Origin of the sequence: Caballeronia jiangsuensis, assembly GCF_046030135.1 — a bacterium.
In the GTDB taxonomy this organism is placed as follows: domain Bacteria; phylum Pseudomonadota; class Gammaproteobacteria; order Burkholderiales; family Burkholderiaceae; genus Caballeronia; species Caballeronia jiangsuensis.
In genome coordinates this window covers 61,158-80,014 of the sequence record NZ_JAQQDB010000029.1, presented here as the reverse complement: position 1 = coordinate 80,014, position 18,857 = coordinate 61,158, and the positions used below count along the sequence as shown (strand labels likewise).

General features: G+C 64.5%; 18 protein-coding genes. 10 read left to right on the top strand and 8 right to left on the bottom strand.

Going from position 1 to position 18,857, the window contains the following annotated elements:
• The 5 genes from PQR08_RS26660 to PQR08_RS26640 are packed head-to-tail and all read right to left on the bottom strand — an operon-like array spanning position 1 to position 5,214.
• The gene (locus PQR08_RS26660; protein ID WP_250486334.1) at positions 1 to 1,332 is read right to left on the bottom strand and encodes an LLM class flavin-dependent oxidoreductase; all 1,332 of its coding nucleotides are present in this window, start codon (positions 1,330 to 1,332) and stop codon (positions 1 to 3) included.
• Positions 1,329 to 2,525, bottom strand: a complete 1,197-nt coding sequence (locus tag PQR08_RS26655) for an LLM class flavin-dependent oxidoreductase (RefSeq protein ID WP_250486333.1) — start codon at positions 2,523 to 2,525, stop codon at positions 1,329 to 1,331. Before PQR08_RS26655 ends, PQR08_RS26660 begins: the two co-directional genes overlap by 4 nt.
• A complete protein-coding gene (locus PQR08_RS26650) occupies positions 2,522 to 4,186 on the bottom strand; it encodes a rhodanese-like domain-containing protein (protein ID WP_250486332.1) in 1,665 nt (554 codons plus the stop codon). The genes PQR08_RS26655 and PQR08_RS26650 overlap by 4 nt, the downstream gene beginning before the upstream one ends.
• A gap of 38 nt (positions 4,187 to 4,224) precedes the next feature.
• A complete protein-coding gene (locus PQR08_RS26645; RefSeq protein ID WP_250486331.1) occupies positions 4,225 to 4,962 on the bottom strand; it encodes an SDR family NAD(P)-dependent oxidoreductase in 738 nt (245 codons plus the stop codon).
• Positions 4,963 to 5,019: 57 nt separating this feature from the next.
• On the bottom strand, positions 5,020 to 5,214 hold the full coding sequence (locus PQR08_RS26640; protein ID WP_187607145.1) for a hypothetical protein: 195 nt from the start codon (positions 5,212 to 5,214) through the stop codon (positions 5,020 to 5,022).
• Between PQR08_RS26640 and PQR08_RS26635 the strand changes: the two genes are divergently transcribed.
• Positions 5,215 to 6,546 carry an LLM class flavin-dependent oxidoreductase gene (locus tag PQR08_RS26635; protein ID WP_250486330.1) on the top strand — a complete coding sequence of 444 codons (1,332 nt, stop codon included), beginning with the start codon at positions 5,215 to 5,217 and terminating at the stop codon, positions 6,544 to 6,546.
• A 23-nt stretch (positions 6,547 to 6,569) separates the two neighbouring features.
• Positions 6,570 to 7,163: a nitroreductase family protein gene (locus tag PQR08_RS26630; RefSeq protein ID WP_238212009.1), complete on the top strand. Its 594-nt coding sequence runs from the start codon at positions 6,570 to 6,572 to the stop codon at positions 7,161 to 7,163.
• Between the two features lie 6 nt (positions 7,164 to 7,169).
• Here the strand turns inward: PQR08_RS26630 and PQR08_RS26625 are convergent, their stop codons facing one another.
• On the bottom strand, positions 7,170 to 9,356 hold the full coding sequence (locus PQR08_RS26625) for a hybrid sensor histidine kinase/response regulator family protein (RefSeq protein WP_250486329.1): 2,187 nt from the start codon (positions 9,354 to 9,356) through the stop codon (positions 7,170 to 7,172).
• Positions 9,357 to 9,527: 171 nt separating this feature from the next.
• On the opposite strand from PQR08_RS26625, the gene PQR08_RS26620 reads away from it, so the two are divergent.
• Both PQR08_RS26620 and PQR08_RS26615 read left to right on the top strand, forming a co-directional pair.
• Positions 9,528 to 9,791 (top strand): YlcI/YnfO family protein, encoded by a 264-nt coding sequence (locus PQR08_RS26620; RefSeq protein WP_035510257.1) that lies wholly within the window; start codon positions 9,528 to 9,530, stop codon positions 9,789 to 9,791.
• A gap of 3 nt (positions 9,792 to 9,794) precedes the next feature.
• On the top strand, positions 9,795 to 10,781 hold the full coding sequence (locus PQR08_RS26615; protein WP_250486328.1) for an FkbO/Hyg5 family chorismatase: 987 nt from the start codon (positions 9,795 to 9,797) through the stop codon (positions 10,779 to 10,781).
• Here PQR08_RS26615 and PQR08_RS26610 read toward each other — a convergent pair.
• Positions 10,773 to 11,642: a LysR family transcriptional regulator gene (locus PQR08_RS26610; RefSeq protein WP_250486327.1), complete on the bottom strand. Its 870-nt coding sequence runs from the start codon at positions 11,640 to 11,642 to the stop codon at positions 10,773 to 10,775. The two genes, PQR08_RS26615 and PQR08_RS26610, sit on opposite strands and share 9 nt — an antisense overlap.
• An 86-nt stretch (positions 11,643 to 11,728) precedes the next feature.
• On the opposite strand from PQR08_RS26610, the gene PQR08_RS26605 reads away from it, so the two are divergent.
• The 3 genes from PQR08_RS26605 to PQR08_RS26595 are packed head-to-tail and all read left to right on the top strand — an operon-like array spanning position 11,729 to position 13,304.
• A complete protein-coding gene (locus PQR08_RS26605) occupies positions 11,729 to 12,637 on the top strand; it encodes a DMT family transporter (protein WP_250486326.1) in 909 nt (302 codons plus the stop codon).
• A 58-nt stretch (positions 12,638 to 12,695) separates the two neighbouring features.
• Positions 12,696 to 12,983 (top strand): type II toxin-antitoxin system CcdA family antitoxin, encoded by a 288-nt coding sequence (locus PQR08_RS26600; protein ID WP_238212016.1) that lies wholly within the window; start codon positions 12,696 to 12,698, stop codon positions 12,981 to 12,983.
• Entirely contained in the window at positions 12,984 to 13,304 is a 321-nt protein-coding gene (locus PQR08_RS26595) for a CcdB family protein (protein WP_187607073.1), read from the top strand.
• Positions 13,305 to 13,319: 15 nt separating this feature from the next.
• Here the strand turns inward: PQR08_RS26595 and PQR08_RS26590 are convergent, their stop codons facing one another.
• The gene (locus PQR08_RS26590; protein WP_187607074.1) at positions 13,320 to 14,240 is read right to left on the bottom strand and encodes a LysR family transcriptional regulator; all 921 of its coding nucleotides are present in this window, start codon (positions 14,238 to 14,240) and stop codon (positions 13,320 to 13,322) included.
• A gap of 112 nt (positions 14,241 to 14,352) precedes the next feature.
• On the opposite strand from PQR08_RS26590, the gene PQR08_RS26585 reads away from it, so the two are divergent.
• Genes PQR08_RS26585 through PQR08_RS26575 form a run of 3 tightly spaced genes read left to right on the top strand, consistent with a single transcriptional unit; the run spans position 14,353 to position 18,848 of the window.
• Positions 14,353 to 16,479, top strand: coding sequence for a 3-hydroxyacyl-CoA dehydrogenase NAD-binding domain-containing protein (locus tag PQR08_RS26585; protein ID WP_250486324.1), 2,127 nt, complete (start codon positions 14,353 to 14,355; stop codon positions 16,477 to 16,479).
• Between the two features lie 38 nt (positions 16,480 to 16,517).
• Entirely contained in the window at positions 16,518 to 17,696 is a 1,179-nt protein-coding gene (locus PQR08_RS26580; protein ID WP_250486323.1) for an acyl-CoA dehydrogenase family protein, read from the top strand.
• Between the two features lie 12 nt (positions 17,697 to 17,708).
• Entirely contained in the window at positions 17,709 to 18,848 is a 1,140-nt protein-coding gene (locus tag PQR08_RS26575) for an acyl-CoA dehydrogenase family protein (protein ID WP_250486322.1), read from the top strand.
• Positions 18,849 to 18,857 lie beyond the last annotated feature (9 nt).

Genomic DNA, 18,857 nt, shown 5'->3' with positions numbered 1-18,857 from the left:
TCACGCCGCCCGCGCCGCGCGCGCATATTGACTCTCCGGCCGTGGCAAGCCCAGATGCTCGCGCAACGTCGTGCCTTCGTAATCGCGCCGGAAAATGCCTTTCTTCTGCAACAACGGCACGACATGATCGACGAACGCCGCGAGTCCGGAAGGAAACACGTCCGCGTTGAGATTGAAGCCATCCGCGCCGCGCTCGTTGAACCAGAGCGCGATATCGTCGGCGATCTGCTCCGGCGTGCCGACGATGATCCGGTGCGCTCCCGGGTTGCGATCCAGCAGACCGCGTACCGTGAGGCTTTCGCTCTTCGCGAGCGCAACAGTCGAATCGATGAAGCCACGCGAGAGATCCGGACGTTTCACCTTCGCGATGAGCTCATAAGGCAAAGGCGCATCGATATGCAGATCATCCGGCGCGAGGCCGAGCGCGCCCGCAAGTCGGGCGACTTCACGATCGGTATCGAGCAGGGCATCCAGCTCGGCCTTGCGCTCGCGCGCTTCGCGCTCCGTGCCGCCGATCACCGGATACAAGCCGGGCAACAGCAGGAAGTGATCGGGATTGCGTCCATGCACCCGCACGCGCTCCTTCATCTCGGCATAGAACGCCTGCGCCGTGGGCAAGGTCGTCTGCGCGGTGAACACGGCATCGGCGAAGCGCGCGGCAAGCGCACGGCCTCCTTCCGACGAGCCCGCCTGCACGAGCACGGGCCGCCCTTGCGGGCTGCGCGGCACGGTGAGCGGCCCGCGCACCGAGAAGTAAGTCCCGCGATGCTCGATCGCATGCACACGGGATGGATCGGCATAACGGCCCGCCTTCTGATCGGCGATAACCGCTTCGTCTTCCCAGCTATCCCACAGCTTCGTCACCACTTCGACGAACTCCTGCGCGCGCGCATAGCGTTCCTCGGTCGTGAGCGGCACGTCGTGGCTGAAGTTCGCGGCGGCTGCGGCATCGTAGGTCGTGACCGCATTGAAGGCGATGCGCCCGCCGCTCAGATGATCGACCGATGCGAAGCGCCGCGCGAGATTGAACGGATCGTTGAATGTCGTCGATGCCGTGCCGATCAGGCCGATATGCGTCGTCGCGCCCGCGAGCGCGGTCAGCAGCACGGTCGGCTCCAGCGCCTGCGAGGGCCCTTCGGCGTGATTGCGCAGCGCGAGCAGATCGGAGAGAAACACGGCATCGAGCTTGCCGCGCTCGGCGATCGCGGCGATCTCCTTGAAGAAATTCAGATCGATGATCGAGCGTGGATTGTCGAGCGTGCGCCATCCTGCCGGATGACGTCCGACACCGGTGACGTTGGTGTTCAGATGCAGTTGTCGCGTGTGGCTCATGATGTCGTATGAAGAAGCGGTTGATGAGCGGAAGCCGGAATGCGCAAGCCCGCCTCGACGAGCAGCGGCAGCACGGCATCGCCGAAATACGCGAGATCGGGTTCGAAGTCGAAGAAGGTGAGTTGCACGCCGTCGCATCCGGCATGCTTCAATGCGAGCAATTGCCCGACGATCTGTTCGGGCGAACCGATCAGATGCAGATTGCCGCCGAGAATGCGCTGCTCGCGCTTGTGCTTCGCCCACGCCTTCGCATCGCTGCGTCCGTGCATGCCGACGAAGCCATCGAGCGCGCCTTCGTCCGCATGGGCGACGATCGCATCGTGATACGCACGCGCCTCGCGCTCGGTCGGGCGGCACACGATGGTCGGATTGATCAGCGTGCGCACGCGCCGGTTCACGCGTTGCGCGCCTTCGCGAATCGTCGCGGTATGCGCGGGCAATGCGCCGATGGCGTCGTTGAAATCCGCGCCCGCGGGGCTCGTGATGAAGATGAGATCCGAATGCCGCACGGCGTAATCGATGCCTGCCGCCGAGCCCGTTGCGTTCACCAGAACGGGCCGATGAAAGCGCGGGCGCGGGCTCACGAACGCATCGTTCAGTTGCCAGTGCTTCGTCCTTATATGGAGGTTCGCGTCGCTGCGCCAGAGCGTGTCGAGCACACCAACGAACTCGGCCGCGCGCACATAGCGCTCGTCGTGCTCGATCATCGGCTGGCCGAACATCGCCCATTCGCTCGCCACATGTCCCGTCACGAGATTGATGCCCCAGCGCCCGTTGGAAATATGATCGAGCGTCGCGCCGAACTTCGCGAGATGCAGCGGATGCCAAGGGCCATAGAGCGCGTGCACCGTCGAGATGAGCACGATGCGCTCGGTGATCGCGGCGAGCGCGCTCGTCGCGATGAACGCATCGAGTGATTGCTCGCGATACTTGAGCGTGCCGCCGTGCCCGTTCTTGCCGAGCCATTGCGCGAGGCCGAACACGAGATCGAAGCCGAGCGCCTCGGCCTTTTGCGTGAGACGCGCGTTGTAATCGAAGCGCCAGTCGGTGCCGCGCGGAAGCGTCGAGATGGACCAGCCGCCGTTCTGGACCGGCAGGAAGAGGCCGAGCATCAGCGGCTGCTGAAACGCCGCGTGCAATGGGCTTCCGGGGATGTCGGCGGGGCTCGTGGTGCCGTCGAACGCAGGCGTCACAGGGCGCTCTCCTTCAGCGCGCTCAAACGCTCGTGGCTACGAGCGGCGGTCGCGGTCTCGAAGTCGAGCACGTCGATCGATGCGATCGCGTCGCGCTCCAGTTGCGCGACAAGTTGCAGTTCCCATTCGAGGTATGCGTTCATCTGCCCGGCGACGCGATCCGGCGCGGCGTGATACGGGCTGTACCAGGCGTCGTCGTCGCCGGTGAGGTTGTTGTTGTCGCCCGATTCGAGCGGCAGCCCGAGCGCGCTCCAGCGACGCGTGCCGCCGATCAGCGCGGCGATGTGCGGCTTTTCGCGCGCAAGCTCGGCGGCGACGAGACCCGCGAGCACGCCATCGTCCGAAGTCAGCACGAGTTGCTTGTCGTTCGGGAAGTCGTCGAGACGCGCGAGCAGTTCGCTCGCCGCGACGAAACGCGCGCCCGTCACGTGGCCGCGCCTGAACGCGAGACTGTTGTCGATATCGATCGCTTGCGCCGTGCCTTCTTCGATCGACTTGCGCAACTGATCCGCCTCGATCCAGCGCGTGCGCGCGCCATGCGGACGCACGGCGAGCGGCTCGGGACCGGCTTCGAACGCATCGGCGCTTAGCGCGGCGCTTGCGTCGTCGTCGAGCACTCGCACGTCGAGATAGCCGAGCTGCCTGAGCCACGACGCGGTCATGCGCGCGCGCACGCCATCGTCGTCGCGCAGCACCACGCGCGCGTGCAATGTGCCGATGTATTCGTCGGTCGCCTGCACGAGCTGGCCGCCCGGCGCCGAACGCCAGCCCGTCGGATGACCCGCTTCGTATTCGAGCGGATCGCGCACGTCGAAGCGATACAGCGTGCGTTCGCCCTTCTCGCGCTCCAGCGCGGCGAGCGTCTCGCGATTGATGATCGGCACGTCGGCCTTGCGTGCGGCCGCGATTGCAAGCTCGCGCGCGGCGGCGAGCGTGGCGGCGTCGGGGCGCGGCGCGGTGCGGATTTCGCCATGTTCGAGTTCGAGACCCGCGAGCAGCCACGACATCGAGCCACCCGTCAGCGCCGCGACCGGATTCGGCACGCCCGCGTTGATGAGCGATTGCGCGCCGAGAATGCTGCGCGTGCGGCCCGCGCAATTCACGACGATCAACGTCTCCGGCGAAGGCGCTGCCGCGAGCGCGCGATAGACGAGCTCCGCGCCCGCGCAGTCGATGCCGCCCGGAATGTTCATCGTGTTGAATTCGCCGAAGGGACGCGAGTCGAGCACGACGAGATCGTCGCCCGCGTCCTGGCGCGCCTTCAGTGTTTCCGCGTCGATGTTCGGTGTATGGAGTTCGTGTTCGATCACTTCGCCGAACGCCTTGCCGGGCACATTGGTGCCGCTGAAAACTTCATAGCCTGCGTTCGCCCAGCCATCGACACCGCCTTCGAGTATCGACACATCCGTATAGCCCCAGCGCGCGAGCAGGGCGGCTGCGCGCGGCGTGTGCTCGCCATTCGTATCGACGAGAACGACGGGCGTGCCGCGCCGTGGCACGAGCCGTTCGATCAAGAGCCCGAGCCGGCCGACCGGCGCGACTGACGAATAGAAAAGACGCCTTCTTGCCGACACGCCTTCCTCGCGCACGTCGAGCACGGCGAGTTCGGAACGTTGAGCGATGAGCGTGCGCAATTGCGCGGGAGAAACGAAGCGAGGCATGGGCGATGAATCCTTTGTGCGTAGTCAGGAAGATGGCATCAGGCGTAGGGCGGCCCGCCGCCGTCGACATAAAGCCGCGTGCCGGTGACGAAGCGCGCGTCGTCGGAAAGCAGATAGGCGACCGCCGCCGCGACGTCCTCGGGCGTGCCGGGGCCGTCGAGCGCGGTGAGGCGCGTGGGCTCGTCGCCTGCTTGCGCGGTCGCCATCGCATCGAAGCGCGGCGAGCGGATCGGGCCGGGCGCGACCGCATTCACGCGCACGCCCTGCGGTCCATATTTGCGCCCGAGCCCTTGCACGAGCAGATCGAGCGCCGCATTCACGCTCGAACCGGGAAAGTGATTCGGCGGCGGCGCGATGCCGCCACGTCCGCTGATCGCGACGATCGCGCCGCGCCCTTGTTCGATGAAGCGTGGCAGCGCGGCGCGAATCGGACGCACGGAGCCGAGCAGCTTGGCGTCGATCACGCGTTGCCAGTCGTCGTCGGTGAGATCGAGAAAGTCGCCGAACGCGGCGACATTCGTGCTCGTGACGAGCCCGTCGAGACGATTAAAGCGCTCTTCGATATGCGCGAACGCGGAACGCACGCTGTGATCGTCGGCGACATCGACGGAAAGCGGCACGACGCGCGGCGCATCGGCGAAGCGCTCCGTATCGACGTTGCGTGACGACGCGATCACGTGCGCGCCCGCATCCGCGAGGCGCTCTACCGTGGCCGCGCCCAATGCGCCGAATGCGCCCGTCACCCAATAGACGCGATCTTCGAAAGTCGAACTCATGATGTGCGCGCCTCGACGTCAGAGAAAAGAAACTTATCTTCGTCGCGCGCACAGTCGTCACAAACCGATCTTTTCAGCGATGCTTTCGAACGATTCGATGCTTTGAATAGCTGCGTATGTGCGAAACGTATTCATTTGCTTAGCAGCGTAAATTGGTTTGTGCCGAAGGACATCGCTCTTATGATTTTTCTTCGGCATATCCGGCGACGCATTGCGCACATGAGCAGGCACATCCACTTCAACGCGTTTCACATGAACGCGCCTGCGCATTCGTGGGCGGGCTTCTGGCGGCATCCGCGAGACCGCTCGACGGAGCACAACACGCTTGCCTACTGGGTGGATCTGGCGCAGACCGCCGAGCGCGGTCTCTTCGATGGCGTGTTTCTCGCCGATGTCTTCGGCATCTACGATGTCTACGGCGGCAACACCGACGCGACGCACCATTCCGCAGCGCAATCGCCATCGCACGATCCGATGCTGACCGTGCCCGCAATGGCGTACGCGACGAAACATCTCGGCTTCGGCGTGACGGCGAACCTCACGTACGAGCATCCGTATCAGTTCGCGCGGCGCTTTTCCACGCTCGACCATCTGACCGGCGGGCGCGCGGGCTGGAACGTTGTCACCGGTTATCTGGAGAGCGCGGCGCGCGGCATGGGCCTCGATACGGCGCGCGAGCACGACGAACGCTATGCGGCGGGCGAGGACTTTCTGGAAGCCGTGTACAAGCTATGGGAAGGAAGCTGGGCCGATGGCGCCGTCGTGCGCGACAGGCGGACGGGTCAATACACCGATCCGTCGCGCATTCGCCGTGTGCGGCACGAGGGGCCGTATTACCGCGTCGATGGCTTCAATCTCGCCGATCCGTCGCCGCAGCGCACGCCGGTGCTGTATCAGGCGGGCGCGTCGGGACGTGGCAAGGCGTTCGCGGGCAAGCATGCCGAATGCGTGTTCCTCGAAGGACAGACGCCCGCGATCGTCGCGCAGGCCGCGCGCGATATCCGCCAGCATGCGCTCGATGCCGGCCGCGCCGCCGACGACATCCTGCTGTATCTCGGCGCGACAGTGGTCGTCGCGCGCACGTCGAAGGAGGCGCGCGAACTGCACGCCGAGTACGCGGAATACGTCGATGTGCTCGGGCAGCTCACGCTCGTCTCGGGATGGACGGGCATCGACTTCGCGGCGCTCGGCATCGACGAGCCGATTCGCTATGTGAAGAGCAACGCGCTGCAATCGACGGTCGAGAATCTCACGAAACGCGCGGGCCGCCCGATCACGCCGCGCGACATGACGCGCTTCGATCAGATCGGCGGGCGCGGGCCCTTCATCGTCGGCGATCCGCGCGAGGTCGCGGATCAACTGATCGCGTGGGCCGATGAAACCGGCGTCGATGGCTTCAACCTGCGAAGGCTCGTGATGCCGGAAAGCCTGCAATCGTTCGTCGATCTCGTGGTGCCCGAGTTGCAGAGTCGCGGACGTTATCGCACCGAATATGCCGAGGGCACGTTGCGCGAAAAGCTCTTTGCCGGGCGCGGGCCGCGTCTCAACGAAACGCATCCGGGCGCGCGTCATCGCGTTTTATGACTTAATTATTATTCGATTCATTCATGACACATCGACCCGCTCCGACCGATATCGCCATTCATCCGCTGATCGCGGGACGATGGAGCCCGCGCGCTTATGCGGATCGCGCCGTCGCGCATGCGCAGGTGGTCGCGTTGCTGGAAGCGGCGCGCTGGGCGCCGTCGGCGTATAACGTGCAGCCTTGGCGCTTCGTCGTGTTCGAGAAGGCGCAGGATCCCGAAGCCTTCGCGCGCGCATTCGAATTGCTCGTGCCGTTCAATCGATCATGGAATGAGAATGCGCAAGTGTTGATCGCGGTGCTCGCGGACACGCTGAACGCGAAAGGCGAGATCAACGCGAGCGCGGCCTACGATGCGGGCGCCGCCGCGATGGCGCTCTTGCTTCAGGCGCACGCGCAGGGACTCGCCGCGCACGCGATGGGTGGATTCGACGCGAACGGCCTCAAACAAACGTTCGATATCCCTGAGCGCTTCACGGCGCTCTCGGTGATTTCCATTGCGCATCATGGCGACGCCCGCGCGCTGCCTGCATCGTTGGCCGAGCGTGAGCTTGCGCCGCGTGCGCGTCTGTCGCTCGAAGATATCGCGCAATTCGGCGCGTGGCGCGAAACCCGATGATCGAACTCACTTCGCGGCACGCATCGAGAGACCGTTGAGCAGCCGCTGAAGATCGTCGATGTTGAAGGGTTTCGCGAGAATCGCAAAGCCCGTGCGGCGCGCCTCGTCGAGCTGATCGGCGTAGCCTGTCATCAGCGTGACGGGCTGCGTCGGGCGCGTCGTCTTGATCCATTCCGCGAGCTTGATGCCGTCGTAATTGCCGGGCATCTGGATGTCGGAGAGCACGAGATCGAACGCGTTTCCCGCTTCCAGCATCTGCTTCGCGGCATCGCCGGACGCTGCGTGACGCGTCTGCCAGCCGAGCACGTCGAGCACGGCGCATAGTCCGGCCGCGACTTCCTCGTTGTCTTCCACGAGGAGCACGGTGGACGAAAGCGCGGTGTGTTCGATGGCCTCGACAGGCGGCGCCTCCGCGAGCGCTTCGGCTTCGCCGGTCCAGTGCGGCAAATAAATATCGATGGTCGTGCCGAAGCCCCACGCCGAATTCGCGCGCGCGGTGCCGCCCGCCTGTTCGGCCATCGCCAGCACCTGCGCGAGGCCGAGCCCCGTGCCGGCGCCCGCGCCCTTGGTCGTGAAAAGCGGCTCGAACGCCTGCCTCGCGACATCGGGCCGCATACCCATGCCGCTGTCCCTGCACGAGATCACGACATAATCGCCGGCGCCGAGACCGTCGTGCGCTTCCGCATAGCGCACGTTGCTGCATGCGATCTGAAAATCGCCGCCATTGGGCATCGCGTCTTTCGCATTCACGGCGATGTTGATGAGCGCGGATGTCAGCTCGGTCGCATCGACGCGCACGGGCCACGTCGCATCCGGTACGCGCGTGCCGAGCGTCACCTTGTCGCCCACGGACGCGCGCACGAGCGGCTCCGATTCCGCCATCCAGCGATCGAGCCTTATGACCTGCATCTGCAACGGCTGACGGCGCGCGACGCTCAGGAGACGACGCGCGAGCGATTGCGCATTGGTCGAGGCGCGCTCCACCGCGCTGACTTCTTTTTCGAGGTCATTGAAGCCCTTGCGCCGCGCCATCTCCATGTTGGCCGTGACGACCATCAGCAGATTATTGAAGTCGTGCGCGACGTTCGCAACCAGCGTGCCGAGCGCGCCCATGCGCTGCAATCGCCTCGTCGCGGCGATGGCCGAGCGGCGCAGCGCGAGTTCGCCGCGCCAGTTATGCCACGCCGCTTCTTCGGCCTTGAGGCGGCGCAGCGAGAAGCCGATCAGCACCCACAGCGCGATGCACGGAATCAGCCCGATCGATGCAATCGATACATCGCGCCGCCACCATGCGAGCCGTATGTCGTGGATGGAGAAGCCTGCGGCGGCATAAACCGGATAGTCGCCGACGCGCCGCCAGGCGGCGAGCTTTTCGTCGTCGTCGAGCGGCGACAGGTAACGCATGAGGCCCGTTGGCTTGCCTTGCGCGAATGCGTCGGCGAGCACGAGATGGCGATCGGGCGGATTGGGCACGGACGCAGGCGGATAACGCGCGAGCACGGCGCCGTCGTCGCGATGCAGCGCGAGCGTGAGCGCGGGATCGCGCGCGGCGAGTTCGCGATAGAAGCCGATCAGATAATCGCGCCGCACAGAGATCGAAATCTCGCCGAGAAAGCGCCCGTCGTTCGCGAAGCGCGCGCTCAGCGTATTGATGATGTCGGTGTTCTTCACGCGCCCGCGTTCGGGCATGGAGACGTGGAACGTCGAACGCGTGTCGCGCGTCGCGATGAAATCGGCGCGATCGGCGATGGACACGTTCGGCGCCGGAAAAAAGCGGCTGCTGAGAATGAGCCTGCCGTGACTGTCGAGCACGGACAGCGCGGCGATCTGCGCATGGCTCTGTGCGAGACGCGCGAGCTTGTCGTGCAGCTCGGGCTGGCTGCGCGCGATGAAGTCCTCGTCGCCATTGCCGAGCATCTCGTCGATGCGCGCAATCAGCTCGTGATTGATGCTGAGCACCGTGTTCGCTTTTTCGTCGATGATGCGCACCAGCCGTTCGAGCGACTGGCCCGTTTCGCTGAGCGCGCGTTCATAGGTGTAGTAGCCGTACAGGCAGAAAAACGCGAACGGGATGACGATGGACGCGATGAGCGCGGCGAAGAGCCGCCTGCGCGCGGCGCGAAAGTCGAGCGGAGGAAGTGAAGGCAGCGGCTCTGCGGTGCCGAGTCCGGAGTGTTCTTCTGGTTCGTTCATGACGCTGTGTAGGGCGTGCGCGGGTCTTGTCGGACGCGAGCGATACGCCGTTTCGATGGTAGCACGCACGTGCTTCAGCGCCGCGCACGGTCGTGCCGTAGATGAGCTGTGGTATAAGCACCGCATGCGCGCGCCCGCTTGCGGCGCGCACGAACGTGACAGGAGCATGCAGTGAGAAGGACCGCCGAAAACAAGCTGAAGGTGGTCGCAGTGCGGGTCGATCCACAATTCGAGCAACGGCTGCGACTCTTGGCGGAAGTGACGGGGCGCAAGCAATCGTTCTTCCTCCAGCAGATGATCGAGAACGGCATCAGCGCCATGGAAGAAACCTGGCTGCCGCCGGCCGTCCTCGAACAGGTGCGCAGCGGCGCGTTGCCGCCCTTGCAGGATCGGGTCGCGACCGCGGACCTGTTCGGCGATCAGGCCGATGAATAATCGATGACCGCGACGATCGAGTCCCGCTTCATCGCCATCGACGCCCCATGCAGCGAGGACTCGCTCGCGCGCATCGTCTTCGCTGATGCGAGCGGCGCGCCGTGCATCGAAAACGGCGTGCCCACGCTGCGCCTCAGAATGTGCGACGACGCGCGCGACAGTTTCGCCGAAATCTGGAAGAGCGCCGGACCGATCCGCAGCGGCAGCTTCAACGACCTCGTCTTCGCGTACGACGACGAGTTCCTGTTTTGCGCGGGTTTCATCCCCGTTTCCGACCGCTACACCGAAGCCACGCGTCAAACCTACGGCCATGCGTTCGCGCTCGTTGGCGAACTGAAGTTCCCCAAGATTTTCCGCATGTGGAACTTCATTCCGCACATCAACGGCGCGAATCAGGAAGGGCTCGAGGTGTATCGCGATTTCTGCCGTGGGCGCGCTGTCGCATTCGAGCAGGACTATGCTCACGCGTCGGGCATGCCGGCGGCGACGGGCATCGGCACATGGGGGGATGGCGTCGGCTTCTATTTTCTGGCGTGCCGCGAGAGTCCGATGCGGCATATCGAGAACTCGCGACAGACGCCCGCGTACGAGTATCCGCAGCGTTACGGTCCGAAATCGCCGAGCTTCGCGCGCGGCACGCAATTGCGCGATACGCTCTTCGTATCCGGCACGGCCAGCATTCTCGGACACGAGACCGTGCACGAAGGCGATCTCGACAAGCAGTGGAGCGTGGCGACCGGCAATATCGAGCACCTGATCGGCGCGGAGAATCTGCAAGCGCAGGGTTCGCGGGGCGGCTATACGCTGCGCGAACTGGACCAGATCAAGGTGTACTACCGGCATGCGGCGGATCTGCCGCGCGTGATGAAACTGGCGCAGGCCACGTTTCATCCGGACGCGAGCGTTCGCTATCTGAAGGTCGATATTTGCCGCAGCGATCTGCTCGTCGAGATCGAGGGGATCGCGTCACATCGGCATCGCTCAGACTGACGCGGATTGCCGCAGCGTCTTCACGAGCAGGCTGTGCAGGCTATCGACGGCTTTAGAGCCGCGCGAATCGCGGCTGCGGTACACGGCGACTTCCATCGGTTCGAGCGGCCCGAGACCTTCTTCGCGGCCCAGAATCCGCAAATGTTCCGGCGCGCTGCATTGCGTCAGCGCCGCCACGGCCAGGCCGCTTTCGACGGCGGCGATCTGCCCGGCGAGACTCGAACTGTTGTAGACCACCTTGTATCGGCGTCCCTGTTGCGCGAGCGAATGAATCGCACTGCGCCGCGCGAGGCTCGTGCTTTCGTAGACGGCGATCGGCAACGGATCGCGCCGCCATAACTCGAACTGCGCGGCGCCGACCCAGACCATCGGCTCATGAAAAAGCGGCGTGCCACGCCGGCCGTGGTCGCGCGACACGAGCGCGATGTCGAGTTCGCCATTCGCGACACGCGGAATGAGCGACGTCGATTGTTCGCAGATCAGCTCGATTTCGACGCCGCTGTGTCGCGGCGCAAAGCGCTTGAGCACGGGCGTCAGATACTTTGCCGCGTAGTCGTCGGGTACGCCGAGCCGCACGCGGCCGGTGAGTTGCTCGCCCTGTAGCGCGACCTGAGCTTCCGCGTGCAGATCGAGGATGCGCCGCGCATAGCCGAGCAATGTCTGTCCGTCGTGAGTCAGTGCGAGCGTGCGCGAGCCGCGCTCGACGAGCCGCAGCCCCAGCGCGCTTTCGAGCTTTTTCAACTGCATGCTCACCGCCGATTGCGAGCGATGCACTTCACTGGCCGCGCTCGACAGCGACCCCGCGTCGACGACGGCGACGAAGCACTTGAGCCAGTCCGTTTGCAGATCGTGATGTTTCATCGGCTTCAGGTCGCTTTCGAAAATCGAATGGATGAAGTTCGAATTATGCGCTTTTCGTTCGACGCGTCGCGGCACACACTGCGGTCATGAACACGAACTCATCATCTTTCGTTGCGCAGGGCGAGGCTCGACGCACGGCAGGCGCGTGGCCCTTCATCGCCGGCTGCGCGCTGCTCGGCACGATCGGCGTGTTTCTGCACGAGGCAAACGCCGATCCGCTGACCGCGACGTGGTTTCGCTGCGCATTCGGGCTGTTGGGCATGAGCGCGTGGGTGATCGCTCGGCGGCAAACGCGCGCTCTGCTTCTCACGCGAGCCAACGGCCCGTGGGTGCTGGCCGCCAGCACGCTGATGGTCCTGAGCTGGGCCTTGTTCTTCGGCGCGGTCGAGCGGATATCGGCGGGCGTCGCGATTGTGCTGTTCCATGTGCAGCCGATGTGGGTACTCTTGTTCGCCTCGTTGTGGCTGAAAGAGGCGATCGGCGGGCAGCGCGTCGCTGCGGTTTCGCTTGCGATGTGCGGGCTCGTGCTGGCGACGGGCATCGTCGAGCATGCGGCGGGCGGCGCGCTGCAGCCGGGATACTGGCTGGGCGTTGCCGCGTGTCTGGCGGGCTCGCTGTGCATGGCGTGCGTGACGATCATCGCGAAACGTCTGCGCGACATGCCCGCCGGCATTCTCGCGTGGTGGCAGTGCGCCGTCGGCACGATGCTGCTGTGGGTATGGCCGATGCAGCATGGCTGGCCCGCGTGGGGCATGTCGTGGGCGTGGCTGGCGGGCCTCGGGCTGATCCACACGGGCCTCGCGTACACGCTGATGTATATCGGCATGGCGCGGCTCGATACCGCGCGCATCGCGGTGTTTCAGTTCGTCTATCCGGCGGTGGCGATCGTCATCGACTGGCTGGTTTTCGATGAGCGTCTGAGCGGCGTGCAGATGGCGGGAATTGCGTTGATGTCGGTGGCGATGTGGTTCGCGGAGCGGAGGCGGCATGGGTGACGCCGCAGCAAGCAGTGTGAGATACTATGCACATAGTCTATGCGCATAGGAGATGAACATGATTCGCGCACTCGCAGCGCGCACCGAGCTTGCCTCGGCAAGCCAGCCTGAGAAGGGCTTAAAGGTCACGCGCAAGCCGACCAATGTTTCGCTACCCTCGGATTTGTTGGAGCGTGCGAAGGAACTGAACGTCAATGTTTCCCGCGCGAGCGAGAGAGGGTTGCGTGAAGAGGTTCAGGAAGTTGAGGCCCGCCAGTGGGCAGAACAGAATGCCGAACTCGTCAAGGCGTATACCGTGATGGTAGAACGCGAAGGCCTGCCGCTGGCGAAGTATCGGACGTTTTAAATGGCCCGTTTTGACCTTTACATCAATCCCAACGAAGATTCGCGGAAAAGCACGCCTTACGTGGTCGACTTGCAAAGCGATCATGTCGGGAGCCTGCCCACTCGCGTGGTGATTCCTCTACGACGCTCGAAAGTCCTGGGCTATTCAGGTACACCATCCGATCTGCTCCCGAGCTTCGTGATCGACGGTGAAGATTGTTTTCTGGACACGCCGGCAATGGCAGCCATCCCGGCCGGCGCGCTTGGCAAGAGGATCGGTTCGCTTGCCGAATTCCGCGGCCTGATCGCTGACGCGCGGGACCGACTTTTCGGTGGCTATTGACCGCGCACGTTTCGGTTAGTGCGTGCCTGGAAGAAGCCGTCCGCGTCCCGCCTTCCGCGACCGATCCAGCATGAACTCGATAAACGCCAGCGTCGCGCGCGTGTGATGCCGGTTCGGCATATACAGCATGTACATATGCGTGCCGAAGATGCTGAGCCGCCATTCATCGAGCGCCGTGACGACCTCGCCGCGCCGCATGTCGTCCGCCACGACGTAATCCGGCACGATCCCGACGCCCAGACCCGCGAGAATCGCATCGCGCAGAAACAGAAAGTTCTCCGAGATCACGCTCGGCTCCAGCAGCACTTCGTGACGCTCGTCGTCGAGATAGGCGGCCACGCGCGTCTGCTTGCCGACCACCGACGCGGTGATCACCGGCACGACGCCGAGTTCTTCGAGCCGCGTCGGCATGCCGTGCGCATCGGCATAACCGGACGATGCGCACGCGACGTAACGCACCGGCCCCATGTCGCGCGCGACGAGACTCGGCGGCGGCTCCGGCATCACGCGCACGGCGATGTCGACTTCATCGCGCAGCAGATCCTCGACGCGATTCTCGAACATCACGTCGAGCACGATATCCGGATACTCGCGCTTGAACGCGATCAGCCATTCCGACATCACGAGCTGCCCGTAGCCGCTCGGCACCGATAGCCGCACCCGTCCCTGCAGCCTTTGCCCCAATGTCGACACCGATTCCTGCGCCGCGAGCAGCGCGTTCCTGATTGACCGGCCATGCTCGTAGAGTTCGAGGCCGAGTTCGGTCGGCTCGACACGGCGCGTAGTCCGCCGCACGAGTTGCAGGCCGACCGACTTTTCGAGCTGATTCAGGTGATAACTGACATTGGCGCGGCTCATTTTCAGGCGTCGCGCCGCTTCGCTGAGGTTGCCCGCATCGAGGATTTCGACCAGCAGCGTGAGTTCGTTGACGTCCACGGTACGTCCGATTGTCAAATGCGATTTGACAGTCTGTCAATGGCCGCTGTAATTGTCAAGGAAGCTTGTCCCCGCGAGAATGCTTGCACATACTCAACCGGAGTCGCCATCCATGACGCTTTCGAGCGCGCCCGAAACCGCAGCTGTCCAGCACGCATTGCGTGGCAGCGTCCTCGTCGTGACGATCGATCACGCGCCCGTCAACGCGCTCAATGCCGACGTGCGGCGCGGCCTCATCGATGCGATCGAAACCGCCGATGCGAACGCCGCCGTGCGCGCGGTGCTGATCGTGGGCGCGGGCCGCAACTTCATTGCCGGCGCGGATATCCGCGAGTTCGGCAAGCCCGCGGTACCGCCCTCGCTGCCGGAGGTGTGCAATCGCATCGAGGCTTGCAGCAAGCCGGTCGTCGCGGCGATTCACGGCGCGGCGCTCGGCGGCGGGCTGGAGGTCGCGCTGGCGTCGCATTACCGGATCGCCGTCGAGGGCGCGAAGCTCGGTCTGCCCGAAGTGCAACTGGGCCTTCTGCCCGGCGCGGGCGGCACGCAGCGCTCGGCGCGTCTGATCGGCGCGCAGGCGGCGTTGTCGCTGATGCTGAGCGGCCGTCATGCCGGCGCGCAGGAAGCGCTGCGACTCGGTCTCGTCGATCGCGTCGGCCAGAGCGATGACGTCTTCGCCGAAGGCCTCGCCTACACGCACGAACTGCTCGCGACGCAGGCCGCGCCGCGCCGCACGAAGAACGCGCGCGGTCTCGCGGACAAGGAAGCGAGCGCCGCCGCGATCGCCGCCGCGCGCGCCGAGACGCAGAAGAAATCGCGGGGGTTGCTGTCGCCGCAGAAGATCGTCGATTGCGTGGAAGCGGCCTTGAATCTGCCGTTCGACGAAGGCCTGCGCTTCGAGCGCGAGCGATTCCTCGAATGCCGCGAGAGCCCGCAGCGCGCCGGACTCGTGCATGCCTTTTTCGCCGAGCGCGAGGCGCAGAAGTCGCCCGAAACGCGCGATGCGAAACCGCGCGCGATTCGCGTAGTCGGCGTGATCGGCGGCGGGACGATGGGCGCGGGCATCGCGGTGGCGCTGCTGGACGCCGGTCTCTCTGTGACGATGATCGAACGCGACGACGCATCGCTCGAACGCGGCCGCGCGCATGTCGAAAAGGTCTACGACGGCCTGATCGCGAAAGGCCGCATGACGCCCGAAACGAAGGCGGGCGCGTTGCAGCGCTTCAATGGCGACACGACCTACGACGCGCTCGCCGATGCCGATCTCGTCATCGAAGCCGTGTTCGAGGACATGGCCGTGAAGAAGGCCGTGTTCGCAGAGCTCGATCGCGTGTGCAAGCCCGGCGCGGTGCTCGCGACCAACACGTCCTATCTCGACATCGACGACATCGCGGCGAGCATCTCGCGTCCGCAAGACGTGCTCGGGCTGCATTTCTTCTCGCCCGCGAACATCATGAAGCTGCTCGAAGTGGTCGTGCCCGCGCGTGTCGCCGCCGATGTCGTCGCGACCGGCTTCGAGCTCGCGAAGAAGCTCAGGAAGGTCGCGGTGCGCGCGGGCGTGTGCGATGGCTTCATCGGCAATCGCATGCTCGCGGTGTATCGCGCGGCAGCGGATCATCTGATGGAAGACGGCGCGTCGCCGTATCGGATCGACAAGGCTGTGCGCGACTTCGGCTTTCCGATGGGACCGTATCAGGTCATCGATCTCGCGGGCGGCGATATCGGCTGGGCCGCGCGCAAGCGCCGCGCCGCGACGCGCGATCCGAATGCGCGTTATGTGCGCATTGGCGATGAGCTATGCGAGCGCGGCTGGTTCGGCCAGAAGACGGGACGCGGCTTCTATCGCTATGAAGACGGCGCGCGTACCGGCACGCCGGATACGGAAGTCGAAGCGATCATCGATGCCGAGCGCGTGCGTGCGGGCGTCGAGCCGCGCACGTTCGACGACGAGCAGATCGTGCGCCGCTACATGGCCGCGATGATCAACGAAGGCGCGAATATTGTGCATGAAGGTATCGCGCAGCGTCCGCTCGATGTCGACGCCACGTTGATGCACGGCTTCGGTTTTCCGCGTTATCGCGGCGGCCCGATGCATTACGCCGATAGCGTCGGCCTCGACAGCGTCCTCGCCGATATCCGCGAATTCGCGAAGGAAGATCCGCTCTTCTGGCGCGCGTCGCCATTGATCGTCGATCTGGTCGCGCGCGGCAAGAACTTCGCGAGCCTCAATCAGACAGCCTGAGCCGTGGGCTTCGTCAAACTCATCATGGAACCGCAGTCATGGATCTGAAATTCGCCGCAGAAGAAGAGGCGTTTCGCACCGAAGTGCTGGACTTCCTGCGCACGTCCTTGCCGGAAGTCATCGCGCAAAAAGTGCATACGGGCAAGCGCCTCACGCGTGACGACATGGCGCAATGGCACGGCATTCTCAACGCGAAGGGCTGGCTCGCGAATCACTGGCCGAAGGAATACGGCGGACCCGGCTGGACCGCGATACAGAAGTTCATCTTCGAGAACGAATGCGCGATTGCGGGCGCGCCGCGTATCGTGCCCTTCGGCGTGAACATGCTCGGGCCGGTGCTCATCAAGTACGGCAGCGAAGCGCAAAAGCGTCACTGGCTGCCGCGCATTCTCGATGGCTCCGACTGGTGGTGTCAGGGTTATTCGGAACCGGGCGCGGGCTCGGATCTGGCATCGGTGCGCACGACAGCCGTGCGCACGATCGAGAACGGCGAGACGTATTACATCGTCAATGGCCAGAAGACCTGGACCACGCTCGCGCACTACGCGAACATGATCTTCTGCCTCGTGCGCACGGCGCAGGATGTGCGCAAGCAGGAGGGCATCAGTTTCCTGTTGATCGACATGAACACGCCGGGCGTCGAAGTGCGTCCGATCATCACGCTCGATGGCGAGCACGAAGTCAATGAAGTGTTCTTCACCGATGTGCGCGTGCCTGCCGCCAATCTCGTCGGCGAGGAGAACAAGGGCTGGACCTATGCGAAGTATCTGCTGACGTACGAGCGCACGAACATCGCGGGCGTGGGCTTCTCGGTGGCGGCGCTGGGCCGGCTCAAGGCGGCGGCGAGCAAGCTGCAAAGCAATGGCCGCGCGCTCATCGACGATCCCTTGTTCGCCGCGCGGCTTGCGCGTGTCGAGATCGATCTGGAGAACATGAAGACGACGAATCTGCGCGTGCTCGCGGCGGTTGCGGGCGGCGGCGTGCCGGGCGCAGAAAGCTCGATGCTCAAGATTCGCGGCACCGAAATCCGTCAGGAGATCTCGTCGCTGATGCGTCGCGCGATGGGTCCGTATGCGCAGCAATTCATCGAAGACGAATGCGACGACGAGGCGTCCAACGCGGCGGCGCAGTACTTCAACAATCGCAAGCTGTCGATCTTCGGCGGCTCCAACGAAATACAGAAGAACATCATCTCGAAGATGATGCTCGGGCTTTAAAGGAGTCGCACGATGAATTTCCAGCACACGGAAGACCGGCGGATGCTCGCGGATTCGCTGAACCGCTTCATCGCCGAGCAATATCGGTTCGATGCGCGAGACAAGATCGCGCGTTCCGAAGAAGGATATAGCCGCGATATGTGGCTGCGGTTCTGCGAGCTCGGCATCATCGGCGCATTCTTCGATGAAGCGGCCGGCGGCTTCGGCGGCGATGGCTTCGATGTGAGCGTCGTGTTCGAGGCGCTCGGGCGAGGGCTCGTCGTCGAACCGTTTCTCGATGCGCTGATCGTCGGACGTGCGCTCGCATATGCCGGCAGCGATATGCAGCGCGGAATCATCGCGAAGATGATCGATGGCGCGACGATCGCGGCATTCGCGCACGACGAACCCGGCTCGCATTACGAACGTGCCCGCGTGAGCACACGCGCCACGCGGCTCGGCGACGGCTGGGTGCTGAACGGCGCGAAGGGCGTCGTGCAGCAGGGCGAGCATGCGGATGTGTTGCTCGTGTCGGCGCGCACATCGGGCGACGATCATGACGAAGCGGGCATTTCGCTCTTCGTGGTGCCGCGCGATGCAGCGGGCGTCGATGTGCGCGGCTATCGCAAGATCGATGGCGGACGGGCCGCGGAAGTGTCGCTCGATAAGGTCAGGCTCGAAGCCGATGCGCTCGTCGGCACGGAAGGCGACGGCTACGCCGTGCTCACGCATGCGCTCGGCTATGGACTCGTCGCGCTCGTGTCGGAAGCGGTCGGCGCGATGGATGTCGCGAAGGAGCACACGCTCGAATATCTGCGCACGCGTAAGCAGTTCGGCGTGCCCATCGGCGCGTTTCAGGCGCTGCAGCATCGCATGGCCGACGTCCTGCTCGAAATCGAGCAGGCGCGCTCGGCGGCGATCAATGCGGCGGCGGCGGTCGGTGAATCGGGCGTCGCGCGTGAACGCGCCTTGTCGGCGGCGAAGTATTCGATCGGGCGCATCGGCGCGCGCGTCGCGGAAGAGTCGATTCAGATGCATGGCGGGATTGGCATGACGTGGGAGTTGCCGCTCGCGCATTACGCGAAGCGGCTCGTGATGATCGATCATCAACTGGGCGATGAAGATCATCATCTCGCCCGATATATCGAACTGGGGCGCGCTTCGCTGGCTTGAGCGCGTGTC

Bases quoted from the DNA above. Each gene is read 5' to 3' on its own strand.
- PQR08_RS26660 (WP_250486334.1), bottom strand. From the start codon at position 1,332: ATGAGCCACACGCGACAACTGCATCTGAACACCAACGTCACCGGTGTC.
- PQR08_RS26650 (WP_250486332.1), bottom strand. From the start codon at position 4,186: ATGCCTCGCTTCGTTTCTCCCGCGCAATTGCGCACGCTCATCGCTCAA.
- PQR08_RS26645 (WP_250486331.1), bottom strand. From the start codon at position 4,962: ATGAGTTCGACTTTCGAAGATCGCGTCTATTGGGTGACGGGCGCATTC.
- PQR08_RS26635 (WP_250486330.1), top strand. From the start codon at position 5,215: ATGAACGCGCCTGCGCATTCGTGGGCGGGCTTCTGGCGGCATCCGCGA.
- PQR08_RS26630 (WP_238212009.1), top strand. From the start codon at position 6,570: ATGACACATCGACCCGCTCCGACCGATATCGCCATTCATCCGCTGATC.
- PQR08_RS26625 (WP_250486329.1), bottom strand. From the start codon at position 9,356: ATGAACGAACCAGAAGAACACTCCGGACTCGGCACCGCAGAGCCGCTG.
- PQR08_RS26615 (WP_250486328.1), top strand. From the start codon at position 9,795: ATGACCGCGACGATCGAGTCCCGCTTCATCGCCATCGACGCCCCATGC.
- PQR08_RS26610 (WP_250486327.1), bottom strand. From the start codon at position 11,642: ATGAAACATCACGATCTGCAAACGGACTGGCTCAAGTGCTTCGTCGCC.
- PQR08_RS26605 (WP_250486326.1), top strand. From the start codon at position 11,729: ATGAACACGAACTCATCATCTTTCGTTGCGCAGGGCGAGGCTCGACGC.
- PQR08_RS26600 (WP_238212016.1), top strand. From the start codon at position 12,696: ATGATTCGCGCACTCGCAGCGCGCACCGAGCTTGCCTCGGCAAGCCAG.
- PQR08_RS26595 (WP_187607073.1), top strand. From the start codon at position 12,984: ATGGCCCGTTTTGACCTTTACATCAATCCCAACGAAGATTCGCGGAAA.
- PQR08_RS26585 (WP_250486324.1), top strand. From the start codon at position 14,353: ATGACGCTTTCGAGCGCGCCCGAAACCGCAGCTGTCCAGCACGCATTG.
- PQR08_RS26580 (WP_250486323.1), top strand. From the start codon at position 16,518: ATGGATCTGAAATTCGCCGCAGAAGAAGAGGCGTTTCGCACCGAAGTG.
- PQR08_RS26575 (WP_250486322.1), top strand. From the start codon at position 17,709: ATGAATTTCCAGCACACGGAAGACCGGCGGATGCTCGCGGATTCGCTG.